We start from the raw sequence: 26,146 nt of genomic DNA, 5'->3' as shown, positions 1-26,146 counted from the left end.
GCCCTTACGGTTTGGCAGCGGGCAATTCGCGGCTCTGGTAGCGATTCAAGTCCTGCGGGGCCACCTGCGGCCAGCCCTCCTTGTCCCACGTCATGGGCAGGATCTTGAGCTTCTGCAAATAGTTATCCGCCGTCTCGTAGGCGTGCAGCACCAGGTAATCCTTGCCGTCAAACGTGTAGGCGCTGTTGTGGCCCAGGCCCCGCCAATCCTTGTCGCCTTTCAAGACCACCGTGCCGCCGCCCTGCGCCATGTCGCGGCCATCCTTGTCCAGATACGGCCCCGTCACGCTCTTGGCACGGCCCACGGCCAGGTGATAGGTGCTTTTTTCCTTCTGGCAGCACAAACCCCAGGAGACGAACAGGAAGTAATCGTTGCCGCGCTGGAAGATGAACGGCGCCTCGATTTCCTCGGGCGCGGGCTTGAATTCGCCTGCCCGTGGCGGCAGCGGCGCCCGGCGCGCCAGCGAGTGCCACTCTTGCGGTTCCGCAATGGTTTTCCAGTCGGCATTGAGTTTCACCAGCTTGATGCCGTTCCAGAACGAGCCGAAGGCCATCCACGGCGTGCCTTTGGCATCGGTGACGATGTTCGAATCGATGGCGTTCCACTCGTCGCGCTCGGGCACCGATTGCAGCAGCATGCCCTGGTCGACCCAGCGGTAATCGGGCGAGCGGGGATTCAGGGTGGTGTTGACGGTCACGCCGATGCCGGAGGTGTTCTTGCCGAAGCCGGAGACCGAGTAGTACAGGTAATACCTGCCGTCATGGAATTGCACGTCGGGCGCCCAGATATGGTCGTCAAACGAGGGTGCGGCCGTCTTGGCCCAGGTCGGCTGGCCCGCAAACACGCGCCCTTCCGGCTGCCAGTCGACCATGTTTTTCGAACTGTAGAAAGTGATGCCGGGGCCCGTGCTGTACAGGTAATACGTGTCGCCCTCCTTCGCCATCACGGGGTCGTGCACGCTGACCTGGGCCGCCTGGACGGGGCTGAAGGCAAGCATGGCCGCCAAGGCCATCATTGTCGAAAATTGCATCGTGTTCTCCACATGGCCAGCCGGCCCGTCATGCGGGCCGGCTGGATACCTCAAAATCGGCAGGTTTATTCGACCGCCACCACCACCACCGCCTTGGCGGGCACCGACACGGTCAGCTTTCCGCCCCGCGCCTGGGCATTGAACGCCACCGGCTGCACGGCTTGCGGTTGCGCAAAGCTGTTGACGGCATCCATCTTGCCCGCAGTCAGCACGCGGCCATTCACGGCAGTCACTTTTTGACCTGCCAGCGCCACGCTCACGTCGACGGCCTTGTGCGGGTTCGTGTTGACCAAGGACAAGTACACCTTGCCATCCCTGGCGCGCGCAGCCGAGGCGCTCACTTCCGGAATGCTGACCTTGCCCAGGCTGTACTTGCCATTGCCGCTAATGGCAACCGGCAAGGACGTGGCATCCTGGAACGGCACGTACATTTCAAACGCGTGATACGTGGGCGTGAGGAAATATTTATCCTTGTCCGTGATGATCATCGCCTGCAGCACGTTGACCATTTGCGCGATATTCGTCATGCGCACGCGGTCCGCATGGGCGTGGAAGATATTGAAGTTCAGTGCCGCCACCAGCGCGTCGCGCAGGCTGTTTTGCTGGAACAAAAAGCCCGTGTTGGTGCCCGGCTCCACGTCGTACCAGGTGCCCCATTCATCGACGTACAGGCCCGTCTTTTTCGACGGGTCGTTCTTGTCGATGGCGGCGAGATTGTTCTTGATCAAGCTATCGATGCGCAGGGTGCGGCTCAGGGTAGAAATCCACTCATTTTCGCCAAAGCCCGTGGCGGCGCCCTTCTTTTCCCACACGCCGGTCGGCACCGTGTAGTAGTGGAAACTGATGGCGTCCATCATGTTCGGCTTGATTTCGCGGCTCAGGGTGGCGGACCAGCTGGTGTCGTCGTCATTGCCGCCGCTGGCGATGAATTTCGGACGGGCGCTTTCCGGCGTCTTCATGAAGGTGTGATAGTGCTTGTACAGGTCGGCATAGTACTGCGGTCGCATATTGCCGCCGCAACCCCAGGCTTCGTTGCCGATGCCGAAATAATCGACCTTGTACGGCTGCGCGCGGCCATTCTTGCGGCGCAGCTCGGCCAGGGTCGATTTGCTGTCCGAGGTCATGTATTCGAGCCATTCGGACATTTCCTGCGGCGTGCCGGAACCGAGGTTGCCGTTGATATAGGTCTGTGCGCCCAGCAGCTCGGCCAGGTCGAAGAATTCGTGCGTGCCGACGGCGTTCGACTCTTCCACGCCGCCCCAGTTGGTATTGACCTTGGTCGGGCGCTTCTCGCGCGCGCCGATGCCATCCTTCCAGTGGTATTCATCGGCAAAACAGCCGCCCGGCCAGCGCACCAGCGGCACGTGCAACTTTTTCAGCGCGCCCAATACGTCATTGCGCCAGCCCTTGGTGTTCGGGATCGGCGACTCCGGCCCCACCCACATGCCTTCATAGATGCCCGTGCCCAGGTGTTCGGCGAACTGGCCGTACACGTTCTTGTTGATCACGGGACCGGGCCTGGCCACGTCGATGGTGACGTTGACGGGCGCGGCATAGGCGCTGCCGGCGGCCATGGCCAGGCTGAAGGCCACGATGCTGGTATGGATGAATTTCATGCTGTCTCCTGTTTTTTAGTGAAAAGCAAGGGCCGGGTCAACCCCGGCAAAATCTGGATGTGGCGATGCCTCTCCTGCCGCGGGGTGGGGGCGGCATGAGCGGTATTTCAATAGAGGAAGATTTGGCAGCAAACAATTCTGCGGCCGACAAAACGCCCAGGGCTAGGCGCAGGGGCGAAGACAGTACGCTAGTACATCAGTACGATGACTTCCGCCCCTGCAACAACGCCCTGGACGTTTTGTCAGACCCAGCCGGCATCCACAATGAATTCTTGACTGGAGCACATCGCGCCGTCGTCCGATGCAAGGAACAGCACCATGGCGGCGATGTCCTGTGGCATCAGTTTATTCGGCAGGCACTGGCTTTTCTTGATTTCCGCTTCGGCCGCGTCGTCGACCCACAGCTCGATCTGGCGCTGCGTCATGACCCAGCCGGGCGTGACCGTGTTGACGCGGATATTGTGGGCACCATAGTCGCGCGCCAGGCCCCGCGTGAGGCCCACGACGGCCGCCTTGGTGGTGGCGTACACAGGGTAGCCGCCCGACTTCATGTGCCAGGAAATCGAGCTGACGTTGATGATGGAACCGCCGCCCTTGCGCTTCATGCCCTCGAAGACGGCCTGGCAGGTGAAGAACATGGGACGTTGATTGATCGCAATGCGCTCGTTCCAGTATTCCAGGGTGACGTCCTGCGCCTGGTGGCGCTGGTCGTTGGCCGCGTTGTTGACGAGGATATCGAAGTCGCCCAGTTTCTCGGCCAGTTCAGCCATGACGGCTTGCAGGGAAGCAATATCCGTGATGTCGCAATGGCGGAACAGTGGCGCCGTCAGGCCCGCTTCAGCCAGGCGGCGGCACAGAGCCTCGCTCGCTTCCACGGCGATGTCGACAAACGCCACCAGCGCGCCCTGGGCGGCAAATTCCGCCACCAGGGATTCGCCGATGCCGCTGCCGCCGCCCGTGATGAACACGCGCTTGCCCTGCAAGCTGCCATATTTCGCCAATTGCTTCATCTTGTCTCCACCTGTTTATTTTTATGTACACGTGCACCGCAGCGTACCGCATTCGATATGCGGCTCGCCGTGTTGTTATTCCTTGCCCAACACGCCGTCCTTGCGGCGCCAGATACTGAGCGGATTATCATCGCGCAGCGACTCCGGCAGCAAGTCCTGCGGCAGGTTCTGGTAAGACACGGGGCGCAGGAAGCGGTTGATGGCCGCCGTGCCTACCGACGTGCTGCGGCCGTCCGAGGTGGCCGGGAACGGGCCGCCGTGCACCATGGCCGTCGACACTTCCACCCCCGTCGGGAAACCGTTGGCCAGGATGCGGCCCACGCGGCGTTCCAGCACGGGCAGCAAACGGCGCGCGTCTTCCAGGTCGCCCGCATCCATCTGCAGGGTGGCCGTCAGCTGGCCTTCCAGGCTTTCCGTGATTGCCAGCATTTGCTCCATGTCGCGGCACGCCACCAGCAGGGAGGCGGGGCCGAAGACTTCGTCGCGCAGATCGTGCCTGGCCAAAAACGCCTCGCCCGAGGTGACGAACAGGGCCGCGGCGCCCTTGCCTTCGTCGCCCGTGTTTTGCACCAGCGGCATCACGTCGGCATGCTGCGCCAGCGCCGCCACGCCCTTGGCATAGCTGCTGGCGATGCCGGCCGTCAACATGGTGGCGGCCGGGGCCGGCGCCAGCGCTTCGGCGGCGGCGGCGGCAAAGGCCGTGAAGTCGGCACCTTCCAGGCCCAGCACGAGGCCGGGATTGGTGCAGAACTGGCCCACGCCCATCGTCAGCGAGGCGGCAAAACCGCTGGCGATCGCCGCGCCACGGGCAGCCAAGGCTTGCGGCAGCACAAACACGGGGTTGATGCTGCTCATTTCCGCATACACGGGGATCGGTTGCGGGCGTTCGGCCGCCACCTTCATCAGGGCGATGCCGCCCGAACGCGAACCCGTGAAACCCACGGCCTGGATGGCAGGGTGGGCGACCAGCGCCTGGCCGATGCCATTGCCCGTGCCCGTCAGCAAGGCGAACACGCCTGCCGGCAGCTTGCTGAGTTCAATCGCCTTGACGATGGCGCGCGCCACCAGCTCGGACGTGCCCGGATGGGCCGAATGGGCTTTCAGGACGACGGGGCAACCGGCCGCCAGGGCCGAGGCCGTATCGCCGCCGGCCACGGAGAAGGCCAGCGGGAAGTTACTGGCCGCAAACACGGCGACGGGGCCCAGGCCGATCATGCGCAAGCGCAAGTCAGGACGGGGCGGCACGCGGTCGGGCAGCGCCGAATCGATGCGCGCATCGGTCCACGATCCTTCGCGCAGCAAGCCGGCGAACAGTTTCAACTGCCCCACGGTGCGGCCGCGTTCGCCTTCCAGGCGCGCGCGCGGCAAGCCGCTTTCCGTCATGGCGCGCACGATCAGCTCGTCGCCCAGTTCGCCGATTTGCGCGGCGATGGTATCGAGGAAGTCAGCACGCTGCGCATCACTGGTGGCGCGGAACGGGTCGAACGCGGCTTGCGCCAGACGGCATGCCTCGTCGATTTGCGCTACGTCAACCATATGGAAGGCGGGCGCGATGTGCGCGCGCGCGGCCGGGTCCCACGCTTCGAAGGAGCCGCCATTGCCCTTGACGGCGACGCCGCCGATCAATGCATCACCGGTGATATTGAAACTCATAATGTGCTCACTTTCGCAAATTCGGTTGGGAAGACGTCGAGGCGGTTGCGCAGGGCAGGGCCAAAGGCCGGCGCTTCGATTTCAAAGGTTTCGCCCGGCGCCACGCTCACGCCATCGGCAAAGCTCAAGGTGGCCGTGCCGAAGAAATGCACGTGCACGTCGCCAGGGCGCTTGAACAGCGGATACTTGAAGTGATGGTGTTCCAGGTTGGCAATCGTGTGCGACATATTGTCTTCGCCGCTGACAAACGCCTTTTCCCAGCGCACCTTGCCGGCCGCATCGAGCACGCGCGAGGTGCCGGCGATATGCGCGGGCAATTCGCCCACCAGCAGGGCCGGGCCCACGCTGCAGGCGCGCAGCTTCGAATGGGCCAGGTACAGATAGTTCTGGCGTTCCGTCACATGATCCGAGAATTCATTGCCGATGGCGTAGCCGACCCGGTAGGGCTGGCCGTCGTCGCCGATCACGTACAGGCCGGCGATTTCCGGCTCTTCGCCGCCGTCGAGGGCAAAGTCCGGCATGCGCAGCGGCTGGCCGCCAGCGCGCACGATGGAGCCGTCGCCTTTATAGAACCACTCGGGCTGGGCGCCGGCCGTGCCGTCGGCCGGCTTGCCGCCTTCCACGCCCAGGCGGAACATTTTCATCGAGTCGCTCAGGGATTCCGCGTCGCCGCCGATCTTCTTGTGCATGGCGTCGCGCGCGCCGGCGCTGCCCAGGTGGGTCAGGCCCGTGCCCGTCACGTAGCAGTGCGCCTCGTCCGCATGGTCGAGCGGCGCCAGCAGGCGGCCACTGGCGGCCACGTCCGCATACGCATGCGTGGTGTTGCCGACAGTGGCATTGACCAGCTCAGCCAGGTTGACCTTCTTGCGGATGGCGTCTTGCGCCAGCGCATAGGTCGTGTTGTAGCCTTCGATGACGCGGATCTGGTCGTCTTGCAGCAGGCCGACCAGGCGGCCGACGGTTTCATTTGTAAATTGCAGCAACAGCATGGGATTCTCCGCTTAGTGTGAGTGGCGCGGCACGGCGGAACCGCGATTGCCGACCAGGAAGTCGAAATCGCAGCCTTCGTCGGCCTGCAACACGTGTTCGATGTACAGCTGCTGGTAGCCGCTCTTCGGTCCGGGCGCGCTGCCCAGTTCGCGCTTCGCCAGGCGCTCGGCGATTTCCGCGTCGCTGATGTCGATGTTCAGGCTGCCGGCGTGGCAGTCGAGGGCGATCATGTCGCCATCCCTGACGATGCCCAGCGGGCCGCCCGCCATGGCTTCCGGCGCCACGTGCAGCACGACGGTGCCGTAGGCGGTGCCGCTCATGCGCGCATCCGAGATGCGCACCATGTCGGTGATGCCTTGCGCCAGCAGTTTCGGCGGCAAGCCCATGTTGCCCACTTCGGCCATGCCCGGATAGCCTTTCGGGCCGCAATTTTTCATCACCAGCACGGAATTGGCATCGACGTCGAGATCCGGATCAAGGATGCGCGCTTTGTAATGTTCGAAATCCTCGAAGACGACGGCCTTGCCCCGGTGCTGCATCAGATGCGGCGAGGCGGCCGACGGTTTCAGCACGGCGCCGCGCGGCGCCAGGTTGCCACGCAGCACGCAGATGCCGCCATCGGCCAGCAGCGGGTTGTCCAGCGTGCGCACCACTTCATCGTTGTAGATCGGCGCTTCGACGCAGTTGTCCCAGATCGACTTGCCGTTGACGGTCAGCGCATTCTTGTGCGGCAGCAAATCGCCCTCGCCCAGGCGGCGTATCACGGCCGGCAAGCCGCCCGCGTAGTAAAACTCTTCCATCAGGAAACGGCCCGACGGCAGCAGGTCGACGATGGTCGGCGTGCCGCGGCCCGTCTTGGTCCAGTCTTCCAGTTCCAGCGGCACGCCGATGCGTCCGGCAATCGCCTTCAAGTGAATCACGGCATTGGTCGAACCGCCGATGGCGGCGTTGACCTTGATGGCGTTTTCAAACGCTTCGCGCGTCAGCACTTTCGACAGGCGCAGGTCTTCGTGCACCATTTCAACGATGCGGATGCCCGACATGTGCGCCAGCACGTAGCGGCGCGAATCGACGGCCGGGATGGCCGCGTTGTGCGGCAGGGACGTGCCCAGCGCTTCGGCCATGCTGGCCATCGTCGAGGCCGTGCCCATGGTGTTGCAGGTACCGGCCGAGCGCGACATGCCCGATTCGGCCGACATGAACTGGTGCAAGGTGATCGATCCCGCCTTCATCTGCTCGTGCAGTTGCCACACGGCCGTGCCGGAACCGATGTCCTTGCCATTGAGTTTGCCGTTCAGCATGGGGCCGCCGCTGACGACGATGGTGGGAATGTCGACGCTGGCCGCGCCCATCAGCAATGCCGGCGTCGTCTTGTCGCAGCCGACCAGCAGCACGACGGCGTCCATCGGGTTGCCGCGGATCGATTCTTCCACGTCCATCGAGGCCAGGTTGCGCGTCAGCATGGCTGTCGGGCGCAGATTCGATTCGCCGTTCGAGAAGACGGGGAATTCCACGGGGAAACCGCCCGCTTCCAGGATGCCGCGCTTGACGTGCTCGGCCAGCTGGCGGAAATGCGCGTTGCAGGGCGTCAGCTCGGACCAGGTATTGCAGATGCCGATGATGGGCTTGCCGTGAAATTCGTGGTCAGGTATGCCCTGGTTTTTCATCCAGCTGCGGTACATGAAGCCGTTCTTGTCCTGCGAGCCGAACCACTCGGCGGAGCGCAGGGCTACCTTCTTTTTTGTCTCAGACATGCCATTCTCCTGGTTGTGCCATGCCGGATCTAAGGTCGTCGGCCCGGGCAGCGATGTTGGAATACTAAAGAATCCTGCCATGCCTTTCCAATCAATTTTTAATGCGTTCCGATATCGAAAACGATATCAGCATGCGCCAATGAAAACGCCCTGCGGGCGCGTGGCGGCAGGGCGTGGGCTGTTATGGCTGGGCGCTTACTCGGCGGAAAACCGGTACACGGTCTCCGTCTGATACACCTGACCCGGGCGCAGAATAGTGTTCGGGAAATGCGCCTGGTTCGGCGAATCGGGGAAATGCTGGGTTTCCAGGCACAGCGCGCTGCGATAACTGTTGGCGCCCTGCTTGCCGTGCTGGCTGCCGTCGAGGAAATTGCCCGAATAAAACTGAATGCCCGGCTCTTGGGTGTACACCTGCATCACCCTGCCCGATTGCGGCTCGCGCACGCTGGCGGCCAGGTTCAGCAGCTGACCGGGTTGTTGATTGAGCACAAAGTTATGGTCAAAGCCGCGGCCGATGGGCAGCTGTTCATGCGGCTGATCAATGTTGTCGCCGATGACGGTGCTCTGGCGCAAGTCGAACGGCGTGCCGGCCACGTCCGCCAGTTCCCCGGTGGGTATCGAACCGGCGTCGACGGGCAGGTAGCGGTCCGCGTTGATGGACAGCGCATGGCCGAGGATAGTGCCCTGCCCTGCCAGATTGAAATAGCTGTGGTTGGTCAAGTTGACGGGCGTGGCCTGGTCCGTGACGGCGTGATAGCGCAGGCTCAGCGCATTATCGTTGTCCAGTTCATAGGTCAGCGTGACGTCGAGCTTGCCCGGGTAGCCATCTTCGCCGTGCGGGCTGCTGCGCGTCAACGTGATGCCCACCGCGTCATCCTTCGTGAACGGCGCGGCCTGCCACATCACCTGGTGAAAACCCTGGTTTCCGCCATGCAAGTGATTCGGCGCATTATTGACGGCCAGCTGGTAATCCTTGCCGTCCAGGCTGAAACGTCCCTCGGCGATGCGGTTGCCGTAACGGCCGATGACGGCACCCAGGAAAGCGCTGTTGGCCAGATACGGCTCGAGGCGATCGAAACCGAGCACCACGTCGGCAAACGTGCCGTCGCGGTCTGGCACGTGGATTTCGCTGATGATGGCGCCAAAGTCGAGCACTTTCACCTGCATGCCCTGGCGGTTCGCCAGGGTAAACACGCTCACGTGCTGGCCATCGGGCAGGATGCCGAACGGCGCTTGCGTCACTGAAACAGAATCAACTGGGGTCATGGCGTCGGGTCCGGAACGTTACAGGGTCGATGAGCGGCCAAACACGGGCATGCCTTGCGCATCCCAGCGCAGCGGCTTCACAAAGGTATGGCGATCCGGGTTCCACAACGGGTCGCCAACGATTTCCGTGTACGTGCGGGCATGGTACACCAGCAACACATTGTCCCCATCTTCGGCCGTGGTAAAACTGTTGTGGCCGGGGCCGTAGATGCCGTGCTCGTAGCAGGTGGCAAACACGGGCGCGGGCGACTTGGTCCAGGAAGACGGGTCGAGCAGGTCGGCCGTGGCATCGGCCCACAGCAGGCCCATCGCATAGTTTTCATCGGTGGCGCTGGCCGAATAGCTGATGAAGATCTTGCCGTTGCGTTTCAGCACGGACGGCCCTTCGTTGACCCAGAAGCCGTGGATTTCCCAGTCGAATTCCGGCTTGCTCAGCATCACGGGCGGGCCGGCCAGCTGCCACGGCGTGGCCATCGGTGCGATGTACAGGTTCGAATTGCCTTCGATGGCGACATCCTTTTGCGCCCACAGGTAGTACAGCACGCCGTCGTGTTCGAACGTGGTGGCGTCCAGGCAGAAGGTGTCGATGCCCGTATCGATCGATCCCATGAATTCCCACTCGCCTTCCAAAGGGTTGGCGTTGGTGTTGCGGATCGCATACATGCGGTGCTGGAACAGCTTATGCTTGATTTCGCGGCTGGGGGCCGCTGCGAAATACACATACCAGGCGCCCTGGTTGAAATGCAATTCCGGCGCCCACACCAGCTCGCTGTACGCGCCAGTCTCCGGCTTGTGCCACACGTCAACTTTTTGCGCGTCGGCCAGGCCGGCGATGCTGTCGGCGCGGCGCAATTCGATGCGGTCGTACTGGGGCACGGAGGCCGTAAAGTAATAATAGCCGTCGCTGTGGCGGTAGATATGCGGGTCGGCGCGCTGTTCGATCAGCGGTTTCAAGACGTCTGCCATGTTGCTTACTCCATTCAATTATTCTTACGCAGCCACATAGCCGCGCTTGTGCATTTCGGTTTTCACTCCCGTGTAATAGCTGTCGCTGATGCGGTACTTGAACATCAGCAAGCCCATCAGCAAGTGGAAGAAGCCGGGGATGACCGACAGCATCAGGGCGATGCCGTTCAGGGCGAATTGCGTTTGTTCATGGTTGGGCTGGTAGTCGAAGTACGCGAGCAGCACGCCCACCAGGCCGCCCGCCACCGCCATGCCCGCCTTCTGGCAGACGGAAATGCCGCCAAACGCGAAGCCGGAGACGCGCTTGCCCGTCTTGACTTGACCGTAATCAATGGTTTCCGCGATGGCCGACCAGAACACGGGCGCATGCAAGTCCACGACAAAGGACAGCAGGAAATACAGAGCGAAGGCCAGCACGGTATCGCTCGGCTTGACGAAGAAATAGATGGCCAGGCTGATCAGCGCGACGCCGATCTGCGTGTAGCGGAACAGTTTTACCTTGCAGTAGAACTTGGTGATCCAGGTCGAGGCGATCATGGCCAGGATGGCGGCCACCACGCCTGTGGTCAAAAAGGCGGCCACCGTTTCCGTGCTGCCGCCCAGGTAGTATTTCGCGTAATAAATGGCGACGGAGCCGCGCACCACATAACCGATGGTGCCCGTGACGCACACGCCGCACAGCACCAGCCACTGGTCGTTCTGCAGCAGCACTTTCAACTGTTCCAGCAGCGATTGCTTTTCCACCACGTGCACGACGCGCTCGGTGGTGGAAAAATAGCAGAACAGGAACAGGGCCACGCCCATGACGGCCATCACGGCCATGGCCGCCTGGTAGCCGACGGCCGGGTTGCCGCCGCCCCAGCGCTGCGACAGGATAGGCACGACGATGGTCACCATGAAGGCACCGATCTTGGCGAAGAACAGCCGGTAGCCATTAGCCGACAGGCGGTCCTGCGGGTCGCTGGTCAAGCCGCTGATCAGGGAAATATACGGGATGCCGACACCCGCCGTCATGATCGTCATCAAAATATACGTCGAATATGCCCAGATCAGCTTGGCGTCATATTGCCACTCGGGCGTACTGAAGACGAAGAAGACGCTGACGCCATACGGCACGGCCAGCCACAGCAGATACGGGCGGTAGCGGCCCGAGGCAAAGCTGTAGCGGTCGGTGATCTGGCCCATGACCAGGTCGGCGATGGCGCCGATGACTTTCACGGCCACGAACAGCAGGGCCAGGTCCGTGGTTTTCAAGCCATAGATATCGGTATAGAAAAAGGTAATGATCAACATCATCGACGAGATGACGACGTTGAGCGCCATGTCGCCGGCGCCGAAGCCGACCTTTTCAACGGTGGATAATTTTTGCGTCTCCATGCTTTTCGTCCATTCTTTTGATGATGAATCGTGCGTGACTGCCCAACTGACAGGGGCGTTGCCGGCCGAAACCATGGCAACGCCCTTGGATACTGCTTTTTCACTCATGTAAAACGTTCAGGGCAAGGCGCGTTGCCGAAGACAGTACGAGGAGTACGGCGAGGCAAGGCAACGCAGCCATGGACGTTTTACATCTTCCAGCGTAAAGACAGGCCGACCGTGCGGTCATAGCGCCGCGTATCGCGCGCATACACGCCCGGCTCGTTCCAGTAATCCTTGAACTTGGTGTCGAGCAAGTTATTCCCATCGAGGGTCACGGTGAACTGGTCGTTGATCTTGTACGACAGCGAACCGTCGAGCTGGGCCGTCGGCGCCACTTTCAAGTCCAGGCCGGGGCCGCCCTGGTTGTAGCTGTCGATGAATTTCGAGCGCCAGTTGTAGGCCAGGCGGCCCGACCAGGCGTCTTTTTCATACAGCAACACCAGGTTGTAGGAATAGCGCGACACGCCCGTGATGGCATGGCTGCCCGTCTCGTCGTCGGTGGTGCCGCTCATGTAGGTACCGTTCGCCTGCAGGCCCAGGCCGTTCAGGATGCCGGGCAAGCCGTCGTAAAACTGCTGGTAGCCGATTTCCAGGCCCTGCAGCTTGCCGGCAGCCGTGTTGTACGGGCGGTCCACGTCGTAGGTCTTGCCACCGATGGTTTCGCTGGCGATGCGCTGCTGGATATAGCCGTCGAACTTGTGGTGGAACACGGTGGCCGTGACGGACCCGGCTGGCGCAAAATACCATTCCAGCGCCGCATCGACATTATCGCCCGTCACCGGTTTCAAGTTCGGATTGCCGCCCGCGCCCGTCGCCTTCACGGTTTCCGTCGAGTTGACCAGGGCCACGCCCGGGTTCAGCTGGGAAAAGCCTGGCCGGCTGATGGTGCGGCCCGCGGCAAAGCGGCCGACCAGGTCGGAGCGCAGCTTGATTTTCAGGGCCACGCTGGGCAGCACGTCGGTGCTGGCCGTGTCGCTGATGACGGGCGTGTAGACGCCATCCTCGGAAGTATTGCCTTGCAGGCTTTGTTCGGTGCGCACCACGCGCACGCCCACGGTGCCGTCGACGGGGTAGGCGCCCAGCTTGAAGGCGATCTTCGCCTTGGTATAGAGGGAATACGTCTTTTCCGTATCCTTGAAGAACGAGCCCGGGTCCATGGCGCGCGCCGCGCTGCTGCCCGTGACGGCCTGGCGCACGGTGCCCGTGTTATTGAGCAGGAAGCTGGCGCACGGCGTGTACCATTGCTTCAAGCCATAATCGGGGCCGCCGCCAGACATCGGTTCCGACAGGCAATTGAGGCCCGGAATCGAGGTCACGCTCTGGCGTCCGAACGGAAACGCGGCGCCGGACACGTCCGGTGCTTCCGCATTGCCCTCGAAACTCTTGATCGATTCCGCTTCGCGCTTGACGCCGCGCAAACCGACGCTGATTTCCTTGAAGATGCCGCCGGCGCTCGGCGTGTACGCCAGGTCGGCGCGCACATCGTTCGAGCTGCCCTTGTCTTCACCGTAGCGGTCGAAAAAGCCCTTCAGATAGTAGTTCGACGGGTCTTGCAGATCGATGCCCGTGTAGTCGACGTGCAGGGTACCGTTCTGGTTGGTATTGATGGTGGCGTTCGGCACCTGCGTGATGGCATCGAGGATGGGGTTGCGCCATGTGAACGTGCTTTTGGTGCTGGCCACTTCCGACGTGAAACGCCATTCCGGGTTGATATCCCACAAGCCGCCCACGGCAAACTGCTGCGTCTTCGTCTGGTTCTTGTTCGCCTGCGTCGACATGATGGTATTGACGTCGGTCGAGGTCAGGGTTTGCAGCTGGTTGCTGCCGGGAATCCTGGTCGCCGACACGGGCGTGCCCCACCAAGGCAAGCCGACAAAGTAGTCGGACTCGGCGTCGAGCAGGAAACGCGTGGCCATGCCTTCGGCATACAGTTCGACGTCGGCGTTCGGACGCCATTGCAGCACGGCATTGGCGGTACTGCGGCGGCGGTCGCCCTTGATCGGCAACAAGCCCACCTGGTCCGGCCCCGTCAAGCCCGGCGACAGGAAACTCTTATCCACGGGCGCCGTACTGAAAGCGCGCTCCTCGTGGTAGCGGTGCTGCTGCTGCGACAGACCCAGCAGCGCGCCCACTTCGCCGATGCCCGTCTTCCAGCGGTTCGCCACCATGCCGCTGATGTTCGGGTCCGTGGCTTTCGATTTGTCGCTGTAGACGGCGCGCGTGTTGACGCTGGCCGTGAAATCCTTGAAGTCGAACGGGCGATTCGTGCGCACGTCGATGATGCCGGCCACGCCGCCTTCGACCTGGTCCGCGCCTTGCGACTTGTACACGTCGACGCGCTGCAGCATGGTGGCGGGAATGTCGGCCAGGTTGACGTAGCGGCCCGTCGTCGTGAACAGTTCGCGGCCGTTGAGCAGGGTCGTGACATCGCGCAAGCCGCGGATCATGACGGCGCTGGCCTCGCCCGAATCGCGGCGGATCTGGATGCCGGAAATGCGCGCCAGGGTCTCGGCCACGTTGTTGTCAGGGAATTTGCCGATGTCGTCGGCGACGATGGAATCGATGACCTGATCCGAGCGCATCTTGATCTGCTGCGAATTCTGTGCCGAGCGGCGCACGCCGCTGACGGTCACGACCGACACTTCCGCAGCAGGCTCGGCACCGGCATCGGCCGCCACTGCCTCCTGCGCCCAGACCGAAGCCGTGCTCAGCAAGCCGATACCGGCCAATGCCGCAACGGCTGCCTTCAACATGAATGGACGAGGGAAAGTGGCCGCGAGCGGGCCGGTGGCGTTGCGCATCATGAATCTCCAGATATTGTATTGATATTTTTTAGGCTGCTTGCATGTCGTTCGCATGCTCGGCGCTTATCTTAGGGGCTGGCCGATAATCTCTCCAATCAATTTTTCCACTGTTTCGATATCAATTTTGATATCGGCGGCTGAAGGAGTTTGGAGGTTGTAATGCGACAACGGCAGGGGCGTCAGGGGAAAAAATGACGGGATTGATGAATACAGAAGTAGCCTCTGTGGGTCTGGCGAAGATCGTATCCCTGTGGGAGACAGGCTCAGGGAAAACGATGGTAATTGCTGGACAGGCACCGAATGGGCCTTATACCTTGTATGTACTGACGGATGGTGCCTTGTCACAGGCCAGAATCGGGCCTCGTCGGAGACAGCGGTGCAGACATTATTGACATTGGCGCAGTACCCATCAATCCAAACGGCCAGGGTAGTCGTTGGGTTACGGTGCAGATCAATCAGCTGAAATCACATACTGATATCCAAAGATGTCCAAAGAAGTCCAAAAAAATCCAAAAAAATCCAAAAATCATCAAAGCGATGTCGCTCCATCATTTGGCACATAATATGCAGTACGGCGTTCCCCCCGCTGCAGGAGCTGCCCAGACTCCCGCAAGCGCTTCAGCAAATTTTTCGCCTGCAGCGAAGTCAAGCGGCATAGTTCAGCCACCTCGGCACGCCGCACCGAACCATGTTGCTGTACATAGCTCAAAACCATTTGCTCCTGCTGAAGGCCACTGAATCCCATTTGCCGTGTATAAGCGGCTTTATCACCTTCAGCACGGTACAAGCCAGCGGCCAAAGTGTACGTCCGGCCACGAGCCGTACCATGTGCCTGTGCCAATCCGGCCTCAACGAGTGCCTCGAGTGTGCGTTTGGCTTGAGCAGCTTCCCGCTGAATATGCAGCGCCAGTTCTTCCGTTGTCATGCGCTTCATACCACGCAATGCGGCCAAGGCAATAAGACTGTCTATCGGTAACTCGCCACCACGACGCCCTTCCTCTTCAATCACACGCTTGAGGAATGCTTCATCCCCATCCCTCGTATCCAAACGCAAGACAACGTTGGTGCTATCCGTGCGGCGATAATCCGGCTCGGATCGTCCAAAGCGTAGCAGTCCCCGATAAATTTTATCGACGCCACGACCAGAACGCTCAACCAAGCCTATGCGTTTCATGGCATCGGCCAAGGCTCGATTGCGCGGTCGCGGCTCGGTCGTCAATAAATTTGCCAACGTGACGCCATCCACCAGACCGCCTGGATTACTGATCGTCAATCCGTCATCATCCATACGAACATGCACTGCGCCCAAGCGATGATAATCACGATGCACTAAGGCGTTTGCAACAGCTTCCCGAAAGGCACCAAAATCTACTTTGGGTACCGGGACACGAAAGAGATCAACTTGAATCTCCCGTTCGGGGTTATAGGGACGGAAATTCGTTTCCAGCCAATCTAACGCTTTTAGCAAAGGGAAGCGGCGGAATTCATTAAACGTCACGGCTTCGCGCGCCAACACCTGAAAAGCAAATTCATGCGTGGGAACCAACTCGTTCAATGCCGTTTCCCGGCCAATGAGTAGGAGGCCAGCCAAAGTCGGTGCCCGGCTGCCATCACTCAAGCGCGAAGTGAGCCCCAAGGCGCCATCAAGCGCTTCATCATCGAGTTCCAGCAACACACGGTCACCACCATATTGCTGTACGCTCTGACGCAAACGCTCGCGTTCCAATGGGTCGAGATCGCTCAAGGATGCCCCTGCGACTATTTGTGCTGAAGCATCCATCAAACCAAAGCTGCTGATCCGGCTGGCACGATCATGCGGCAACATGGCCACACATTCAGGCTGTCCATCAGCCTTGATCCGGCGCCGGAGATAAGTACCAGAAGTAGTTGCTACCTCACCATGGGCCTTGGGAACAAAGATACACGCAACACGAACTTCATCCACGATGACAGCCTTGAAATTGACCGCCAAAGAAGGTGATGTACGGGCCGCGATAAGCCCCGCTAACCCCGTCAGCTCCAAACGTTCTGCGTGTAATCCAGTCGGAGTTCCATCATCCTCTACTCCCAGCCATAACTGCCCACCCTCGGCATTCGCAAGGCAAATGACCGATTCAACCAGATCACGATCAGGCAAGCGCTTACGGTCACTCTTGAATTCGACCGTCAGTGATTCGACCAGCGGTAGCTCGAGGATCATTTGCAGTAGCTCTTAGCTTGAATATAGAAAAATAAGGTATCGCTACATGAAAGATACATCATGACGCATGTCGCGTACATTCATACATGTGGCTAACCATGTAAAGTATGAATCAATGAACAGCAAGAACCCGGAAGGAAAACACAAGGTCTTGGTTTGTCTGGTGCGGCTGGCGGGGATCGAACCCACGACCCTTGGCTTCGGAGGCCAATACTCTATCCACTGAGCTACAGCCGCGTAGGGGGAATTTCTGAAGTGATGCGAAGGATACCGTTTTTCTTTACCTACGTCTACGGAAACTGTCGTATCGCCGGCAATTGCATGTCACTGCTCAATTTTTGTGCCTATAATTGTGGGTTTCATAAAGGTTTACATACAAGCATGTAAAAATGCTACCTTACACGGCCATCAGTTTCAAATCTGGACTAAGGACATCATGAGCGACGCACATAACGAACAACAATCAGCGATCAAAACGCCTAAACAATTGCTTGCCGCCGTAGCGGGCTTCTTCCTCGTCACCGTCATCGGCATCATCCTGCTGGTGCAGTTCGTCACGGCGCAAAAACTGACGGGCGCCGGGACGGACAGCCAGTCGCCAGAAGCCATTGCCGAACGCCTCAGTCCCGTGGCCAACGCCGGCTTTACCTTCAAGGATGCCAGCGGCCCGAAAGTGCTGCAAAGCGGCGAAGCCGTCTACACGGCCACCTGCGTGGCTTGCCATGGCGCCGGCGTGGCCGGTGCACCGAAATTTGGCGATGCGGGCAGCTGGTCGGCCCGCCTGGCCCAGGGCTACGATACGGTCCTGAAACACGCCATCGAAGGCTTGCGCGCGATGCCTGCCAAGGGCGGCAATCCCGACCTCGACGATGTGGAAGTGGCGCGCGCCGTGGTCTATATCGCCAACGCGTCGGGCGGCAAGTTCAAGGAACCGGAAGTGCCGGCACCGGCCGCAGCCGCTGACGGCGCCAGTGCACCAGCCGCCGAGCCTGCCAAGTAAGCAGCGCAGCACCCGTATCGAGGAACCGCCCGCAGGGGCGGTTTTTTTTCGCCCGACGTTTGCGTTACATCAGGCCGTAAAAAAGCCGCCCGGCTTGCGCGGGGCGGCTGGCAACTTATGCCTTGAACTAAGTAACCCCCAATAAATTATTGTGATTTCTGACTTCTATAACCGGCGCTCTGCGGCGTTGCTCGCTGCTAGCAGTGCTCGCACTGCGTCGCAGTGAGCGCCTTGCATAGCATCCGGTTCTATTCGTCATAAATTCACACTAATTTCCCGAGGATTACTTAGCGTCTTACCACATGATGACGCGGTCTTTCGGCGGCAGATACATCTTGTCGCCCGGTTTCACGTCGAAGGCTTGATAGAAGCCTGGCTGGTTGCGCATGGTGCCGTTGGCGCGGAACTGGCCTGGCGAATGCGGGTCCGTTTTCAGCAACACCAGTTGCTGCGCTTCGCGCATCTTCATGCGCCATACCTGGGCAAAGCCCGCGTAGAAGCGCTGTTCGCCCGTGAAACCGTCGATGACGGGGGCTTGCTTGCCGTTCAGCGACAATTTGTACGCTTTGTAGGCGATTGCCACGCCGGAGTTGTCGGCGATGTTTTCGCCCAAGGTCAGTTCGCCGTTGACGAAGTGGCCTTTCACGGGGCTGAAGCTGTTGTACTGCGCCACCAGCTGCTTGGTTTTCTTGGCGAAGTTTTTATGGTCGGCCTTGGTCCACCAGTCGCGCAGGTTGCCGTCGCCGTCGTACTGGGCGCCCTGGTCGTCGAAACCGTGGCTGATTTCATGGCCGATCACGCCGCCGATGGCGCCGTAGTTGACGGCGTCGTCCGCCTTGGCGTCAAAGAACGGTGCCTGCAAAATGGCGGCCGGGAAGACGATTTCGTTCAGTTCCGGGTTGTAATAGGCGTTCACGGTCTGCGGCGTCATGCCCCACTCGTCACGGTCGATAGGCTGGCCCAGCTTGTTCAATTCGCGGTTGTAGTTGAGCAGGTGCGAACGCTGGATGTTGCCGATCAAATCGTCGGGCGCCACCGTCAGGCCCGAATAATCGCGCCATTTGTTCGGGTAGCCGATCTTGGTGGTGAACTTGGCCAGCTTGATTTGCGCCTGTTTCTTGGTGACAGGGCTCATCCAGTCGAGCTTGTCGATGCTTTGCTTGTAGGCCGTCATCAGGTTTTTCACCAGCGCTTCCATGCGCACCTTGCGCTCGGCCGGGAAATATTGCTCGACGTACAGCTGGCCCACGGCTTCGCCCAGCGCGCCTTCGACGGCGCCCACGCCGCGTTTCCAGCGCGGACGCATTTCCGTCACGCCCGTCAGGGTGGTGCCATAAAACGCAAAGTTTTCATCGACATACGCTTTCGGCAGGTAGCCGGCGTTGGCGTGCAGCAAGTGCCACTGGAAGTATGCTTTCCACGTTTCCAGCGGCGTCTTGTTGGCGATCTCGGCGAACCCCTTCAGATAGCTGGGCTGGCTGACGATCACATAATTGACCTTGCCGGCGATGCCCGTGTCCTTCAGGTAGCGGGCCCAGTCATAGCCTGGCGCCACGGCGGCCAGTTTCGCCAGTTCTACCTTGTTATAGGTCTTGACGGGGTCGCGGTTCTGCACATTGCTCCATTGCGCCTTGGCCAGCTCCGTTTCCAGCGCGAGGATGGCTTTTGCATTCGCGGCAGCATTCGCGTCGCCGGCCAGGCTGAGCATTTTTTCCACGTGGGCCAGGTATTTGGCGCGCGTGTCGGCCTTGCCCTCTTCCAGGTAGTAATCGCGGTCAGGCAGACCCAGGCCGCTTTGCACGATGTCGGCCACGTATTTGGTGGAATCCTTGGCATCCTGGTGGATGCCGAAATCGTACGGCGAGGTCACGCCCAGCTTGCTGAAGTGGGCGATGACGGCAGGCAACTCCGCCTTGTCCTGCAGCGCGGCGATCTTCGCCAGTTCCGCGTTCAGGGGCGTCAGGCCCAGGCTTTCCAGCTTGGCTTCATCCATGAAGCTGTTATAGAAATCACCGATTTTCTGGGCATTCGAACCGGCCGCGCGGGCCTTGTCGGCGGCAGCGCCTTCGACGATGCCGCGCAGCTGCGTTTGCGTATCGTCGGCCAGCTTAGCAAAGCTGCCCCAGCTCGACTTGTCAGCAGGAATCACGGTTTCCGCCAGCCATTTGCCGTTCAGGTGCTGGAACAGGTCGTCCTGCGCGCGCACGGCAGGGTCGACGTATTCGACGGCGATGCCGGACGTCAGCGCGGCGGCCGCGACGGCCGTGGCGGGAGCGGCAGCAGCTTTCTTGGCGGCATCAGCGGCGCCCGCCATGCCGGACACGCCGGCCAGCAAACTCAGGGTCAATGCACTTAACAAATAACGATTCACGGTTGTCCTCTATATTATATTGTGTGGAAACATAAGGGGCAGAAGGCCCAGGGCTTCTGGCCCGGTTTTTGACTGTAGCATACCGGCCGAAATGACAGAAAGAACTTTGGCCAGAATGCAAAAAAGACCACGCAAGTGATCTTTTTTGTTGTGACAAGATAACGTTTACATTGCGTAGGTCGGCTTAGCCCGGAGGGCGTAAGCCGACAACATGATGAGCGCCATCGGTGTGTCGGATGACGGTTACCAGATGATCACGCGGTTTTCCGGGGCAACATACATCTTGTCGCCCGGTTTCACGCCAAACGCTTCATAGAAGCCAGGCTGGTTGACCATGGTGCCATTCGCGCGGTACTGGCCCGGCGAATGCGGGTCGGTCTTGATCTGCACGATCTGCTGCGCTTCGCGCATCTTGCTGCGCCACACCTGGCCAAAGCCCATGTAGAAGCGCTGGTCGCCCGTCAGGCCGTCCAGCACGGGCGCCGGCTTGCCGCCCAGCGAGATCTTGTACGCTTTATACGCAATCGCCACGCCCGAGTTGTCGGCAATGTTTTCGCCCAGGGTCAGCGCGCCGTTGACGTGGTAGCCCGGCAACGGGCTGTAGCCGTCGTACTGCTTGGTCAGCGCGTCGGCCTTGGCGGCGAAGTTCTTGCGGTCGGCCGGGGTCCACCAGTCGCGCAGGTTGCCGTCGCCATCGGACTGGCTGCCCTTGTCGTCGAAGCCGTGGCTGATTTCATGGCCGATGACGGCGCCGATGGCGCCATAGTTGACGGCGTCGTCCGCGTTGGCATCAAAAAACGGCGGCTGCAGGATGGAGGCGGGGAAGACGATTTCATTCATCGTCGAGCTGTAATAGGCGTTCACCGTTTGCGGTGTCATGCCCCACTCTTCGCGGTCGATCGGCTTGCCCAGCTTGGCCACCTGGCGCGCGGAACCGAAGTTGGCGGCGCGCATCATGTTGCCCACCAGGTCGCCCTGGACGATCTGCAACTTCGTGTAATCGCGCCATTTGTTCGGATACGCGATCTTCGGCGTGAACTTGGCCAGCTTGGCTTGCGCTTCCTTCTTGGTCTCCGGGCTCATCCAGTCCAGGGTGTCGATGCTGTCCTTGTAGGCGGCCAGCACGTTTTTCACCAGTTCCTGCATGTGGGCCTTGCGCTCCGCCGGGAAATATTGCGCGACATACAGCTTACCGACGGCTTCGCCCAGCACGCCTTCGACGGCGCCCACGCCACGCTTCCAGCGCGGCTGGTTTTCCGTCACGCCGCTCAGTACCGTGCCGTAGAAGGCAAAGCTCTCGTCAACGAAGTTTTTCGACAGGTAGCTGGCGTAGCTGCGCAGCAACTGCCATTCGAAGTACGCTTTCAGGGTGTCCAGGTCGGCGGATGCCAGCACCTTGTTGTAGCCGGCCAGGTAGCTCGGCTGGTTGACGATGACGTAATCGACCTTGTTGGCGATGCCCAGGGCGGCCAGGCCGGACTTCAGATCGTAGCCCGGGGTCAGGTCGTTCAGTTTATTGATGTCGGTCTTGTTGTAGCGCTTGACGGGGTCGCGGTTCTCGACCTTGGTCCATTGCACTTCGGCCAGCGATGTTTCCAGGGCAACAACAGCCTTGGCGCGGGCGGCGGCGTTCTTGTCGCCCGCCATGGCCAGCATTTTTTCCACGTGCGCCTGGTATTTTTCCTTGACGCCAGCCTGCTTGGCTTCCAGGTAGTAGTCGCGGTCGGGCATGCCCAGGCCGCTTTGGCTCACATACGCCGCATATTTGGTCGAGGCACGCGCATCCTGGCCCACGTAGACGGCGTACGGAGTCGACACGCCCGTCTGGCTCAGGTGGGCGATCAGGGCGGGCACGCCCTTCTTGTCGCGCAGCGAGCGGATGCGGTTCAGTTCGCCTGCCAGCGGCTTCGTGCCCAGCGCTTCGAGCTTGGCTTCATCCATGTAGCTGGCGTACAGGTCGCCGATTTTCTGCGCTTCGGAACCGGCCTTCTTGTTCTTGTCCTGTTGCGTGGACTCGATGATGCCGCGCAACTGTGGCGTGGTGTCGTCGCGCAGCTTGGCAAACGAACCCCAGCTCGACTTGTCGGCAGGAATCTCGGCCGTGGCCAGCCACTTGCCGTTCAAATGGGTGAAAAAATCGTCCTGCACGCGCACGGCGGGGTCGATGTATTGCACGTCGATGCCGGAAACGACGCCGGCGGCGGCAGGCGCGGCGCCCGGGGCCACGGTCGGGGCGGCAACGGTGGATGCGGGTTCGGCGGCATGCGCAAACGCAGCCAACAGGGTCAGGGTCAGACTGCTTAAGAGATAGCGATTCACGAATTGTCCTTATGGGGCATGTCAAAAAGACCGGGCAGATAGCTGCGGGCGGATAGCCCGCCGCGCCGGGCGCTACGGGAATGTAGCACGCGACCATGCCTTTTGGCCATCATTGCCCCGGGAACTGCCCGGGAATCGCCGCTCAGTTCGGCCAGGCTCAAGGGACTTTCATTATCCAGTCCAGCGCGCATGGCGTGGGCTGGAAAAGCGCATAGCGCGCCTATCCATACAGATACAGCAGGTCGTCGATCAGCGCCCGCTCCTGTTGCGTGAACTGCGTGTCGTTGAACTGCCCGATATCTTCGAGCACACCTCGAATCGGCACTTGCCGTGACGGATCCTGAACGATGTCGATCAGCAGGCCCGCATCAGGATCCCGCCCCCGCAGATACTTTTCAATCAGCGCTGTGAGCGCGGCACGTGCCTGCAAATCAGTTAACATTTTTTATCCGCTGCCAAGGAAGAGGCGCCAGTCTAAATGAGCCTGAAGCCGCCGACAAAAAAAAGCCTGCGTCCGCGGACGCAGGCAAAACCACTTCGGGTCGAGAATGCGAGTCCACTATAGGGCCGCCGCACACGCTTTTTTTCGACTCTTACAAATGCTTACTCCCTTCAAGAGGAACTATACATCGCATACAAAACTGCAACATATGGCAAGCTGACAGCCCCGTTTTCGCGCGTAGACTGGGCCCAGGCACGCTTTTTCCACGGCCGGCCCACGCCGGCAGAGATTCAGGTCTATACTTTCAACAAAGCGCCGCTCCACGGGGACTGGCGCTTGTGCAAGACACGCTAGCTGCAAAGGTGCAATGATGGGCAAACTCAAAAATACCGGCTTGATCGGCCTGGGCGTGGTGGCCGGCGTCGCCGTGTCGCTGCAATTTTCCGCCATGGCGCAAAAAACCGTCGAGCCGCCCCTGCCGCTGGCAGAGCTGCGCCAGCTGGCCGATGTGTTTGGCCTGATCAAGTCCGATTACGTCGAGCCCGTCGAAGACAAGAAACTGCTGGAAGACGCCATTTCCGGCATGGTCGCCTCGCTCGACCCCCATTCCGCCTACCTCGACAAGAAAGCCTACGCCGAGCTGCGCGAAGGCTCCGAAGGCAAGTTTGTCGGCCTGGGCATTGAAATCGGCCTGAGCGAAGATGGCTACATCAAGATCGTCTCGCCCATCGAGGATTCGCCCGCCTACCGCGCCGGCATCAAGGCCGGCGATCTGATCACCCGCCTCGATGGCCAGCCCGTGAAGGGCGTCAGCCTGGACGACAACGTCAAGCGCATGCGCGGCGAACCTGGCACCAAGGTGTCGCTGACCATTGCCCGCAAGGATGAACCGCAGCCGCTGGCGTTCACCATCACGCGCGAGGAAATCCATCAAAAGAGCGTGAAGGCGAAGATGGTCGAGCCCGGCTACGCCTGGCTGCGCGTGTCGCAATTCCAGGAACCGACCGTTGACGACATGGCCGCGCAGATCACGGCCCTGTACCAGCAGGACCCGAACATCAAGGGCATGGTGCTGGACCTGCGCAACGATCCGGGCGGCGTGCTGCAGGGCGCCATCGGCGTCTCGGCCGCCTTCCTGCCGAAGGACGCGGCCATCGTCTCGACCAACGGCCAGCTGCCGGACTCGAAACAGGTGTTCTACGGCCGCGCCGAATACTATACCTTCCGCTCGGAAGGCGATGCGCTGGCGAAATTGCCGGCCGCCATCAAGAAAGTACCGCTGGTGGTGCTCGTCAACACGGGTTCGGCTTCGGCCTCGGAAATCGTCGCCGGCGCCCTGCAAGACTACAAGCGCGCCACCATCATCGGCACGCAAACCTTCGGCAAGGGTTCCGTGCAAACCATCCGCCAGCTGACCGCAGATACGGCCGTCAAGCTGACGACGGCCCGCTACTACACGCCGAACGGCCGCTCGATCCAGGCCAAGGGCATCGTGCCCGACCTGCTGGTCGATGAAAATGCGGACGGCGACGGCTTGAACGGCTTGCGCATCCGCGAAGCGGACCTGACCAAGCACCTGAGCAACGACCGCGACCAAGAAAGTACCAAGGCCGCGCCCGTCAACGACGAGATGGAAGAGCAGTTGCGCATCATCGCCCTGGAAAAGACCCGCAAGCCGCTGGAATTCGGCAGCAAGGACGATTTTCAATTGCATCAGGCGCTGAACCACCTGAAGGGCTTGCCGGTGCAGCTGGCCAAGGCCGAACCGGTGGTGGTGCAGGCCGACGTCAAGAAAGAACAGAAGAAGTAAGCAGCAGCGCCAGCAGCACAGAGGGGGGCGCCATGCCCCCCGATCAGCCGTCCACGCGACAAAAATCAATCTTCCGCCACACTTCCCCCTCCCCCGCAACACGAAACTCTCTACAGTCGAGCCCGTTTGTGTAAAATTTGCTTCACTTATCGGCGCCGCGCCGATTGCCAAATTTGAAAGTTTAACCATGAAACAAGTCGTCATCAGCGGTACCGGACTGTACACGCCGCCCTTTTCGATCTCCAACGAAGAGCTGGTCACCTGCTTCAATGCCTACGCAGAAAAGTTCAATGCCGATAACGCCGACGCGATCGCCGCGGGCGAGGTGACGGCGCTGGAACTGTCGAGCGTGGCCTTCATCGAAAAGGCGTCCGGCATCAAGTCGCGCTTCGTGATGGAAAAGGAAGGCATCCTCGATCCGGCCCGCATGGTCTCGCGCATTGCGGAGCGGGGCGATGACGAACTGTCCTTGCAGGCGGAAATGGCCGTCGTCGCCGCCAAAGACGCCCTGGCGCGCGCCGGCCGCACGCCGGCCGACATCGACATGGTACTGGTGGCCTGCAGCAACATGCAGCGCGCCTACCCGGCCATGGCCGTGGAAGTGCAGGATGCGCTCGGCATCGATGGTTATGGTTTTGACATGAACGTGGCGTGCTCGTCCGCCACCTTCGGCATCCAGCAAGCCGTGGCCGCCGTGCAAAGCGGCCAGGCGCGCGCCGTGCTGGTGTTGAATCCCGAAATCACCAGCGGCCACCTGAACTGGCGCGACCGCGACAGCCATTTCATTTTCGGCGACGCCTGCACGGCCATCATCGTGGAAGCCAAGGACACGGCCGTCTCTACGCACCAGTTCGAAATCATCGGCACGGAACTGAAAACGCGCTTCTCTAACGCCATCCGCAACAATTTCGGCTTCCTCAACCGTTTTGACGAGTCCGGCGTGGGCAAGGCCGACAAATTGTTCCGCCAGCAAGGCCGCAAGGTCTTCAAGGAAGTGTGCCCGATGGCCGCCGAAATGATCAAGGCGACCCTGGCCAAGGCCGGCGTGGAAGTGGCGCAAGTGAGCCGCTATTGGCTGCACCAGGCCAACCTGAACATGAACCTGCTGATCGCGCGCCTGATCCTGGGCCGCGACGCGGAAGCGAACGAGGCGCCCGTGATCCTCGACACCTATGCCAACACCTCGTCGGCCGGCTCGATCATTGCATTCCATAAATATCAGGATGACATGGCGGCAGGCGCCATGGGCGTCATCTGCTCGTTCGGCGCAGGCTATTCCATCGGCTGCGTGGTCGTGCGCAAGGTGTAGGTGCCTGGCAGGTAAAGCGCGTGATTGCTTGAATTAGGCGCAGATCCCAGTGGATGGCATGCGTTCCCGGCCAGCTGGACGAAGATATAGCACAGGTTTTTTGCGATAAAGCCGCAGGAAATTTTCCGGCAGGGGCTTTGATGCGTTTATACTTGGCCGCTGAGCAACATCTTTTTCTACCCGCACG

17 protein-coding genes and 1 tRNA gene are annotated in these 26,146 nt (G+C 60.8%); 3 read left to right on the top strand and 15 right to left on the bottom strand.

All coding sequences use genetic code 11. The annotated features are described in order from the left end of the window. Positions 1-4: 4 nt before the first annotated feature. The 12 genes from AC1RJW_RS07345 to AC1RJW_RS07290 form a co-directional block, all read right to left on the bottom strand. Positions 5-1,030, bottom strand: coding sequence for an arabinan endo-1,5-alpha-L-arabinosidase (locus tag AC1RJW_RS07345; RefSeq protein WP_493044407.1), 1,026 nt, complete (start codon positions 1,028-1,030; stop codon positions 5-7). Between the two features lie 65 nt (positions 1,031-1,095). Further along, on the bottom strand, positions 1,096-2,646 hold the full coding sequence (locus tag AC1RJW_RS07340) for an alpha-N-arabinofuranosidase (protein WP_493044406.1): 1,551 nt from the start codon (positions 2,644-2,646) through the stop codon (positions 1,096-1,098). A 242-nt stretch (positions 2,647-2,888) separates the two neighbouring features. Further along, on the bottom strand, positions 2,889-3,656 hold the full coding sequence (locus AC1RJW_RS07335; protein ID WP_493044405.1) for an SDR family NAD(P)-dependent oxidoreductase: 768 nt from the start codon (positions 3,654-3,656) through the stop codon (positions 2,889-2,891). Positions 3,657-3,731: 75 nt separating this feature from the next. Continuing rightward, positions 3,732-5,309, bottom strand: coding sequence for an aldehyde dehydrogenase (NADP(+)) (locus AC1RJW_RS07330; protein ID WP_493044404.1), 1,578 nt, complete (start codon positions 5,307-5,309; stop codon positions 3,732-3,734). Continuing rightward, on the bottom strand, positions 5,306-6,298 hold the full coding sequence (gene araD1 / locus AC1RJW_RS07325) for an AraD1 family protein (RefSeq protein ID WP_493044403.1): 993 nt from the start codon (positions 6,296-6,298) through the stop codon (positions 5,306-5,308). The genes AC1RJW_RS07330 and araD1 overlap by 4 nt, the downstream gene beginning before the upstream one ends. Before the next feature lie 12 nt (positions 6,299-6,310). Next, a complete protein-coding gene (locus AC1RJW_RS07320) occupies positions 6,311-8,053 on the bottom strand; it encodes an IlvD/Edd family dehydratase (protein WP_493044402.1) in 1,743 nt (580 codons plus the stop codon). Positions 8,054-8,248: 195 nt separating this feature from the next. Further along, positions 8,249-9,319, bottom strand: coding sequence for an aldose epimerase family protein (locus AC1RJW_RS07315; protein ID WP_493044401.1), 1,071 nt, complete (start codon positions 9,317-9,319; stop codon positions 8,249-8,251). Positions 9,320-9,337: 18 nt separating this feature from the next. Then, positions 9,338-10,285, bottom strand: coding sequence for a glycoside hydrolase family 43 protein (locus AC1RJW_RS07310; protein WP_493044400.1), 948 nt, complete (start codon positions 10,283-10,285; stop codon positions 9,338-9,340). Positions 10,286-10,309: 24 nt separating this feature from the next. Beyond that, entirely contained in the window at positions 10,310-11,662 is a 1,353-nt protein-coding gene (locus AC1RJW_RS07305) for an MFS transporter (protein WP_493044399.1), read from the bottom strand. A 188-nt stretch (positions 11,663-11,850) separates the two neighbouring features. Further along, a complete protein-coding gene (locus AC1RJW_RS07300) occupies positions 11,851-14,508 on the bottom strand; it encodes a TonB-dependent receptor (protein WP_493044398.1) in 2,658 nt (885 codons plus the stop codon). Between the two features lie 529 nt (positions 14,509-15,037). Continuing rightward, positions 15,038-16,708 (bottom strand): DNA glycosylase AlkZ-like family protein, encoded by a 1,671-nt coding sequence (locus tag AC1RJW_RS07295; RefSeq protein WP_493044397.1) that lies wholly within the window; start codon positions 16,706-16,708, stop codon positions 15,038-15,040. A 161-nt stretch (positions 16,709-16,869) separates the two neighbouring features. Next, positions 16,870-16,945 (bottom strand) — tRNA-Arg (locus AC1RJW_RS07290). Positions 16,946-17,144: 199 nt separating this feature from the next. Between AC1RJW_RS07290 and AC1RJW_RS07285 the strand changes: the two genes are divergently transcribed. After that, on the top strand, positions 17,145-17,708 hold the full coding sequence (locus AC1RJW_RS07285) for a c-type cytochrome (protein ID WP_070313075.1): 564 nt from the start codon (positions 17,145-17,147) through the stop codon (positions 17,706-17,708). 295 nt (positions 17,709-18,003) lie between these two features. On the opposite strand, the gene AC1RJW_RS07280 is transcribed toward AC1RJW_RS07285, so the two are convergent. The 3 genes from AC1RJW_RS07280 to AC1RJW_RS07270 form a co-directional block, all read right to left on the bottom strand. Continuing rightward, positions 18,004-20,079, bottom strand: a complete 2,076-nt coding sequence (locus AC1RJW_RS07280; RefSeq protein WP_493044396.1) for a M13 family metallopeptidase — start codon at positions 20,077-20,079, stop codon at positions 18,004-18,006. A gap of 243 nt (positions 20,080-20,322) precedes the next feature. Further along, on the bottom strand, positions 20,323-22,398 hold the full coding sequence (locus AC1RJW_RS07275) for a M13 family metallopeptidase (RefSeq protein ID WP_493044395.1): 2,076 nt from the start codon (positions 22,396-22,398) through the stop codon (positions 20,323-20,325). Between the two features lie 220 nt (positions 22,399-22,618). Continuing rightward, positions 22,619-22,840 carry a hypothetical protein gene (locus tag AC1RJW_RS07270; RefSeq protein WP_070289419.1) on the bottom strand — a complete coding sequence of 74 codons (222 nt, stop codon included), beginning with the start codon at positions 22,838-22,840 and terminating at the stop codon, positions 22,619-22,621. Between the two features lie 367 nt (positions 22,841-23,207). Here AC1RJW_RS07270 and AC1RJW_RS07265 point away from each other — a divergent pair, with 367 nt between their 5' ends. Together AC1RJW_RS07265 and AC1RJW_RS07260 are read left to right on the top strand one after the other, a co-directional pair. Beyond that, entirely contained in the window at positions 23,208-24,650 is a 1,443-nt protein-coding gene (locus AC1RJW_RS07265; RefSeq protein ID WP_493044394.1) for a S41 family peptidase, read from the top strand. Between the two features lie 187 nt (positions 24,651-24,837). After that, positions 24,838-25,959, top strand: coding sequence for a beta-ketoacyl-ACP synthase III (locus tag AC1RJW_RS07260; RefSeq protein WP_493044393.1), 1,122 nt, complete (start codon positions 24,838-24,840; stop codon positions 25,957-25,959). Positions 25,960-26,146 lie beyond the last annotated feature (187 nt).

Source organism: Janthinobacterium sp. GW822-FHT07A03, from assembly GCF_058798815.1.
Note: the sequence above shows the minus strand (reverse complement) of the source record. Positions and strands in the feature narration are given on the sequence as shown.